The 7,189-nt window shown below is 64.3% G+C and carries 7 protein-coding genes and 1 pseudogene; 5 read left to right on the top strand and 3 right to left on the bottom strand.

Annotation, left to right across the window (positions count from 1 at the left end; genetic code table 11):
- The 4 genes and pseudogenes from AB0E94_RS44150 to AB0E94_RS44135 form a co-directional block, all read left to right on the top strand.
- Positions 1 to 603, top strand: a pseudogene (locus AB0E94_RS44150) (hypothetical protein); the annotation flags it as partial.
- 196 nt (positions 604 to 799) lie between these two features.
- Positions 800 to 1,501 (top strand): site-specific integrase, encoded by a 702-nt coding sequence (locus AB0E94_RS44145; protein WP_360339673.1) that lies wholly within the window; start codon positions 800 to 802, stop codon positions 1,499 to 1,501.
- Entirely contained in the window at positions 1,498 to 3,330 is a 1,833-nt protein-coding gene (locus AB0E94_RS44140; RefSeq protein WP_360339667.1) for a hypothetical protein, read from the top strand. The genes AB0E94_RS44145 and AB0E94_RS44140 overlap by 4 nt, the downstream gene beginning before the upstream one ends.
- 424 nt (positions 3,331 to 3,754) lie before the next feature.
- A complete protein-coding gene (locus tag AB0E94_RS44135) occupies positions 3,755 to 4,360 on the top strand; it encodes a DUF4760 domain-containing protein (RefSeq protein WP_360339664.1) in 606 nt (201 codons plus the stop codon).
- A 132-nt stretch (positions 4,361 to 4,492) separates the two neighbouring features.
- On the opposite strand, the gene AB0E94_RS44130 is transcribed toward AB0E94_RS44135, so the two are convergent.
- Positions 4,493 to 5,092 carry a GNAT family N-acetyltransferase gene (locus tag AB0E94_RS44130; RefSeq protein WP_360339661.1) on the bottom strand — a complete coding sequence of 200 codons (600 nt, stop codon included), beginning with the start codon at positions 5,090 to 5,092 and terminating at the stop codon, positions 4,493 to 4,495.
- 432 nt (positions 5,093 to 5,524) lie between these two features.
- Between AB0E94_RS44130 and AB0E94_RS44125 the strand changes: the two genes are divergently transcribed.
- Positions 5,525 to 5,947: a hypothetical protein gene (locus AB0E94_RS44125; protein WP_360339658.1), complete on the top strand. Its 423-nt coding sequence runs from the start codon at positions 5,525 to 5,527 to the stop codon at positions 5,945 to 5,947.
- A gap of 294 nt (positions 5,948 to 6,241) precedes the next feature.
- On the opposite strand, the gene AB0E94_RS44120 is transcribed toward AB0E94_RS44125, so the two are convergent.
- Positions 6,242 to 6,589, bottom strand: coding sequence for a hypothetical protein (locus tag AB0E94_RS44120; RefSeq protein WP_360339655.1), 348 nt, complete (start codon positions 6,587 to 6,589; stop codon positions 6,242 to 6,244).
- A 115-nt stretch (positions 6,590 to 6,704) separates the two neighbouring features.
- A complete protein-coding gene (locus tag AB0E94_RS44115) occupies positions 6,705 to 7,172 on the bottom strand; it encodes a hypothetical protein (RefSeq protein ID WP_360339652.1) in 468 nt (155 codons plus the stop codon).
- Positions 7,173 to 7,189 lie beyond the last annotated feature (17 nt).

The following is a 7,189-nucleotide window of genomic DNA, read 5'->3' as shown; positions in this document are numbered from 1 at the left end:
GAACGTCTCGGCACCCCGAAACACCTCGCCGCCACCGCCACCTGGACCAGCACCACCGTCCACCGCTACGGCACCACCAGCACCGTCGACCTCACCGAGGCCACCCTGCTCTGGTACGGCGTCTACCGCAGCCGCGCCGTCCGGGCGATCCTGCTCCGCGAACCCGGCCGGCCCACCCGATCCGGCTACCACCTCGCCCTGATCACCACCGACCTGCACACCCCCGCCGCCGACCTGATCAACCGCTACGCCACCCGCTGGAGCATCGAAGTCACCTTCGAAGACGCCAAACAGAACACCGGCGTCGGCCAGGCACGCAACCGCACCCGGCAAGCCGTCGAACGCACCGTCCCCTTCGGTTTCTACACCCAGACCATCGTCACCATCTGGTACACCCTGCACGGCCACACCAGCCACACCGTCACCAACCGCCGCACCAGCGCACCCTGGTACACCACCAAAACCGAACCGTCCTACCAAGACATGATCATCAAGCTCCGCCGCACCCTGATCGCCGCCCGAATTCTTGGCACATCCCCAGCTCAACCCACCGACGAAGAACTCCACACCCTCAGACTCACCTGGGCCCAGGAAGCCGCATAGAACCCCAGAAAGCACGAAAGTCGAGCGCGGTCAATCGCGGATGCACACCGACTCCGACCTCAAAGTCTTTCTGCACTGGTCAATCGGGGAGGCACTGGACCCTCTGCAAGCGGCGCGGACGGACATTGAACGCTAAGTACGCTGGCTGCAAGACGTTCGCTGTTACCAGCCGTCAACGGTGTCCCGGCACTTGTCCGTGGTGATCGGCTTCTATCGCGTCTGCGTCATCGACCAGATCCTGACGCACTCGCCCGCCGACTACGTCCGCCGGCCGTTGGTCCCGCCGGACTCGCCCACGCTCGGCCTCAGTCATCTGCAGTTCGAGGCGATGATCACCGCCGCCCGGCTGCCGGCCAACACCAACGACTTCGCACTGGTCGCGATGCTCGGACTGCTCGGGCTGCGGATCTTCGAGGCCTGCGGCGCCAACATCGCCGACCTCGGCGAGGAACACGGCCACCGCGTACTCAAGGTCCGCGGCAAGGCGGCAAAGTCGTCCTCGTGCCGCTACCGCTGGCGGTGGCCCGCGCGATCGACCGCGCCGTTGACGACCGAGACGACGGGCCGATCCTGCGCAACACCCGTGACGCCCGGATGGACCGGCACGCGGGCACCGGTCGTCGCCGCCGAGCTCCGAATCCCAAGAATGTACCCCCACATGCTGCGCCACACGTTCGTCACCACGATGCTCGACGCCGGGGTCAGCCTCCGCGACGTCCAGATCGCCGCCCGCCACGCCGACCCCCGGCACCACCATCCGCTACGACCGCGCCCGCAAGAACCTCGACCGATACCCCAACTACATCCTCGCCGCCTTCATGGCCTCCGGAACGTAGCCAGCATCAACACGCGGTCGGCCGGGGGAAGCGGATACGCGTTGCGCGCGGAATGCTGGTGAACGAGGATCATGTTTATGACGTATCTGAAGGGCGCCTCGCGCCTGGCAAAGTGAAGGGTCCCGACCTGGTGTCGCCGCTGGGCGACTGGGGATGGCTGGAAGCCGGCATCGTCTCGGGTGATGTTCTGGTCCCCGGCAGTGACGTACGGTCACACATCTTCTACTGGGTGCGAGCTGACCGGGACGGGCTGATGACCCGCCGCCTGCTGACCTTCACGACCGATCGCCGTGTGTCGGCACGCCGGACGATCTTCGAATTGCTGGACCAGCTGAGCTTCCAGAACCCCGGCTGGCTCCTGGTGGCAGACACCGCCGAATCAGCCCTGAACGACGTGGATCCGCAGGTACGGCGGACCGCGGCGACGCTACTGGTGGGCACCGCCGACGCTGAGCGGGCCATGTCGGCGTTGAACGCCTCGACCGATCCAGTCGTTCGGATCGCCTTCGTGGATGCCATGCCTTGGAACCAAGTCACGCGGCATCAAGCCATCCTGGAAACCCTACGGTCGGATCCCGTTGCGGCCGTCCGGCTACTCGCCAACGTCGCAGTGTTCACCAGAGACGACCCGGCGGCCTGGCCTGCACTGGACGCCGCGATCCGCGCCGACCTCGAACCTTGCGCCGGAGTCCTGAACGCGCCAGGGTCCCGCCTGTCCCGGACCGCAGGCGAGCGCTGGGCGCGGGCGCTGACCAGCCTCGATCGGGAGCAGGACTGCTACGCCTGGACACAACGGCTGGCGAACCGGGTCGAGCGCCCACAGGTCAAACTCGAAGGCGTACGGATGGCGCTCGCGGCGATGCGTGAGTGGCGTGCCGCGCCCGACCGCGTGACGCCGATACTGACCGGCCTACTGCAGGACGACATTTTCGAGGTGCGATCGGCCGCGTTGCACGCGGTGGCGGCCTCATTGACCGCATCCCGTCTGGCCGCCGACGAGTTGGCGTCGATGCTGGATGACCCTGAGCTCGGCGCGGTAACCGCGACCGCGCTGGGTAGCGGCGGCGACCACCGGGCGGTGCCGCATCTGGTACGGCTGATGCTTTCCGGCAGCGCCGAGCCGCGCCTTGCTGAGGCGTTCAGGGCGGTCGCCCGAAAGGGCGCCGATCCTCAGGCACCGGTGGCCGCCGCCCGGCAGATCCTGGCCGCACTGCCGGATTCGTGCGCACCGGGACTGCCGATGCGGGTACTGGCCGCCTTCGGTCCGGGTGCTGCTGCCGCAGTGCCGGAACTTGTTGCCAGGCTCGAAGGGGCCGAGAACGACACTCCGGACTCCACGATCTACGTTCTGGGACGGATCGGGCCAGCCGCAGCAGCCGCGGCCGCGCTGCTACGGCAGTACCCGACGCAAGGCGCGACGCTCGCCCTTCTCAAAGTCACGTCGGACCGGGCGGTGGCCGAACGGTACCTTGCCGGCCGACCGGAACAACTTGGCCGGGACGGCATCGCGTCGGCGCTGCTGACCTGGCTGACCCAGCACGGCGGGCTCACCACCCGCCAGCACAAGCAACTGCGGAGCCTGTTTCGAGTTCCCGGCTCCGGGCAGTTGAACTCAGCCGGCGCAATATGGCTGCATGAAGGTCCCGCGGTAGCCGCTGAACTACTGGAGGTTCTCCCCGGGTACCTGTCCGACGACCTGTACGGGCCCAAGGCGCTGCAGGTCTTCACCGCGATGGGGTCACACGCGGGGCCGGTACTCGACCGGCTTGATCGATTCATAGCCTCCCGGCATCGGGCCGGGCCGAGCCTCGGCAGCGAAGACGCCGAGATGCGCGCGGACGAAACGCTGCTCGCCGCCACCATCGCCGCACGTCAGAAGATCACCGGATGAGTCGGTAGGGCGTCCCGGGCTCAGGCCGCGGCACGCCCTTCGCACCTCCGCTTCCAGCCGCGATCCACGCCCGGACCGGGCCGCCGTCACGGCTGGTGGACGACCACGACGAGCCGACGTGCTGTCGTGCCGATGTGAGTGCGTTCGATCATGGGGTGTCGACAGTATACGACGGCAAGTAACAGGGACACTCGGCGACCCGCCGGAAACAGCTGATAATCCGATCAGGTGACCGCGAGTACCACCAGACGGCGCAATTTGCGTTGCACCGCACAGAAAAAAGTCGGGAATGCAGGTCTTGCGCCGTTTGCTGCTCGCTTCATCCGCCCCAGTCAAGAAGTTCCTCCAGGACCCACTTGATTGGCTTGGATAGTGTTGTGGGCAGTGAGCGAATCGACACTTGCTACGATCCTGCGAGGACATCGTGAAGCCCGATTTGATCTCTGCGTTGACAGCCGTAGCGGCGCTTGGTGTCAATGTGATCTTCTTGGTGTTCGTGATCAAGCAACTACGCCTGCTGCAATCACAGATCACTAATACAAGTGAAACTTTTGCCCTGGAACAGATTCGGATCAAGCGTCAGTCAACGCTTGAGCACCTCGCCACGACCATGAGCCATCGCCAGGATGTGGCCAAGGAAGTTCCTCCCGACACTGACCCGGTTGCTGTCCGTGACTTCTGTAAAGATGCAGACTCGAACAGTCCGAACGGACGCTTGCTGCGCAACTACCTCAATTACTATGAAAACCTAGCTAGCGGCATCAACTGCGACGTATTCGATATTGACGTAGTCGCGAGAACGTCCGGAACAATCATTGTTCGAGTGTTCGACGCATACAAAGAATTCATCTACCGGATTCGCAAAGCAACCGGGCATTCTCTTGCCTACTCCGAATTAGAAGAGCTAGCTGAGAAACTCCGCCCGCGGCTCAAGCGTCTATTTGAAGCAGACACCCGCCGGGCTGACGCTTTTCATGGTGGGGCCGTCGCCATCAACAGCACTTCCGCGCCAAGAAGCAGGATCCAGTAGTGTTCACCCAGCTTTCGCGGTCACTGGGGCAAACATGAGGCCCTCCATTCGGATGGCACGGATGCGATCAGCAGGCTCTTAGCGATCACTGCATCCGGATCTGACGCGATCCGGGCTCGGCCGGCGCCGCCGTCACGGCCGGTGGTTGCCAGCTCCGGAACCGGCGTCTTGTCCTTCCGACGAGAGAGCGCCTCGGTCGCAAACTACTGAGCCTGCCGCGGCCCGCTCTGATGAGAGCGTGAAGTGCAGAAGACTGGTCGGCGCGCCTCCAAACTCAGCGCCTTCCTCTGAATCGATCATCCGAAAACCCAGGCGCCGAAGGATCCGGACTGATCGCACATTAGCCTCGAAAGCTCGGGCTCTGATCTCCCTGAGCTGGAGTTCGACAAAGCCATAGCGCACGCTTGCTGCAGCTGCACCCAGGCCAAGCCCGGTACCCCAGCGATCACGGACGCCGATGAGGAACCCCAGCTCGCGATGTACTGGGCTTTGGCCATGAAAGTCGACATACCCGACCAGTTCCTCCGACTCGAAGACACCAAGACGAAGGTGGCCCACCGGGGGAGCCTGGATGAGTTGCCGATGGTGGCTCTCGTACTCATCAAGAGACGAACGCGGAGTCCAATCCGCCTCCCGAACGAATCCGGGGACCAGCGTCCACGCCGCGATGGTCCGAGCATGTTCTGGCACGAGAGCCCGAAGTGCAACACCGGCATGAGAGGGACCCTGCACACCGCGAGCCTACGATCACCCGCGGAAGTCAGGAAAGTACGACCCGCAGTGCGGCACGACGGCGCTCACTCTCTTGCCGCAGATAGCGCCCGTCCCGCGGCGTGTTACGGCCGGTTCCCGCTGCGGCATCTGGTCGCGTCGAGCCGCCGGGGCACCGCTCGGTTCTCGCGTGGTTTACGGTTAGCTGTCCGCCCAGCGGCCCTTTTCATGAACGCTGGCCTCCGCCGATCCGGTTCGGCCGTTAGGCATCCCCGCCCATACATTACGTCATAGCATTGGGCGACTACAGGAGGGGCAGCCTTCGCGGTCCTTGCACGCTGGATTGTGCCTGACGGCGCAAGGTGCCCCTTGCGGGGTCGAACTGGCCATTGTCGGCATCTCGACATTCGTATCCACTGTAATCCGACTATTTCAATCTGAGAGAAGGCACGAATGTCCACCACGCTTGTGGCGTCAAGCCTGGCTGCTGCTGCCATGGCTGCTGGAGCCGCAGCCCCCGCCCAGGCCAGCACCTCTTACGCCGCCGCGCAAGAGGCCAGCGTGGTGACAGCTCCAAACTTCAACGCGACTGGGAACTGGAGTTTGTATCAGGCGAATGGCCCTGTTGTGAGGCTCAACCTCACACAGGACTCCAACGGGAAACTCTACGGAACTGCGCGGTGGGACAATGACATGTCGACCGTTAACGACGGTGCCGTCACCGACTCGAATATTGCCTTCAGCGTCCATTGGGGCAACGGCGGCCGTGGCCGGTACGTAGGCTCGCTGACCTTCGACCGGCGGCTGTCCGGTTCGGTGTACAACCCCTTCAATCCTTCTGAGCAGTCCACTTGGTTGACCAGCCGAACATTCTGAGCAAGCAGACTGTGATTGCATGGTCGCCAAAGGTAGTGCACCCCGCTTATTCCGCGGTTCCGCGGTTCCGCTGATTGGCGGCATGCAGCTCAATCTGAATGCCCATCCGCCGATAATCCAGGACACTGATTCCGACGCCCTCTCCTGCCGCAGACAAGGTGTGCTCGCCTCAGCCACCGTCACCGTGCGTAAACGATGGGGCGGACCGGCGACGTCTGAGCGGGTCTCGTTCGGGGTGGAGCCCAACTCGCGAATAAACCAGCCGGGGACGGGTTGTCCGCAGGGCGACGGTGCTCAATATCTCACAAGCCTGACCGCCAGGCATGCCACGACAGCCGTCAGGTGCGCGTTGAGGAAGAGCTGGAACTCGTAGGGCGGGTTGTCCGCGCTCACCGCGTACCCCAGACGTAAAGGCTTATCGCCGAGCGATCGTAGTGCCTCGACGGCCGCCGAAAGGCCGATCGTCTCGATGCCGGCTTCTCGGACCTGCGCTTCCCGGATCTGATAGATCCACGCAAGCTCGGATGCCGGTACCAGCGTCGAGTAAACACGCCATCGCCTGCCGTACAGAATCGCCTGCCGACACGCGGCCAGCAATTCGTCCTCCGAGTCGAGCAGGCAAAGGAGGCGGTCGAAGTCCACCCGCGGAATCTACGCCGCATCCCTTGAGTGGACGACACGCCGACGCCCTCATCTGCTCCGAGCGTTCGTGGTGGCCGGCACCCACGCTGGTGCCGGGTTCAGTGCGGCCCTCGCATCACTCGGGTGCGCTGCTGATGAAGGCCTCCGGCCGGCACAGCACGGTGATTCGATACGACAGACCGACGTTGGACCAGATCCGGCCCCGCAGCGTGAGGCAGATGCCGACCCGGTCTTCGTGTTCCGGGTGCTCGAAGAAATCCGCACTTGGGTCCGCGATGGCGCCGACCAGCCCTTGTGAGCCCTGCGTGGTGCCCGGCACCTGAAGCAGTCCGACGACGATCTGGATCTCGGCGTCGTCGAGCTCGCTGACGGTGTACCAGTGGGTGTCAGGCAGAAACAACTGCGAGTCGACAGCACGCCGCTGGTAGTTCGGTCCCATCATCCCGGATGCCGGGTCGGGGATGTCACCGATCCAGGCCGTCCCTGCGAAGTCGGTGCGCAGCCGCTGGGCATCGGAGCGGAACTCCGTCACGAGCGTGTCGAGACGAGGCTGGGCGACGAGGTGCACGGATGCGTCGGTCATGATCGAATTCTAATCGG

The organism is Actinoplanes sp. NPDC026670 (genome assembly GCF_040638175.1).
Lineage (GTDB): Bacteria > Actinomycetota > Actinomycetes > Mycobacteriales > Micromonosporaceae > Actinoplanes.
The sequence above is the reverse complement of the archived record's forward strand: the minus strand, read 5'-3'. Positions and strand labels throughout refer to the sequence as shown.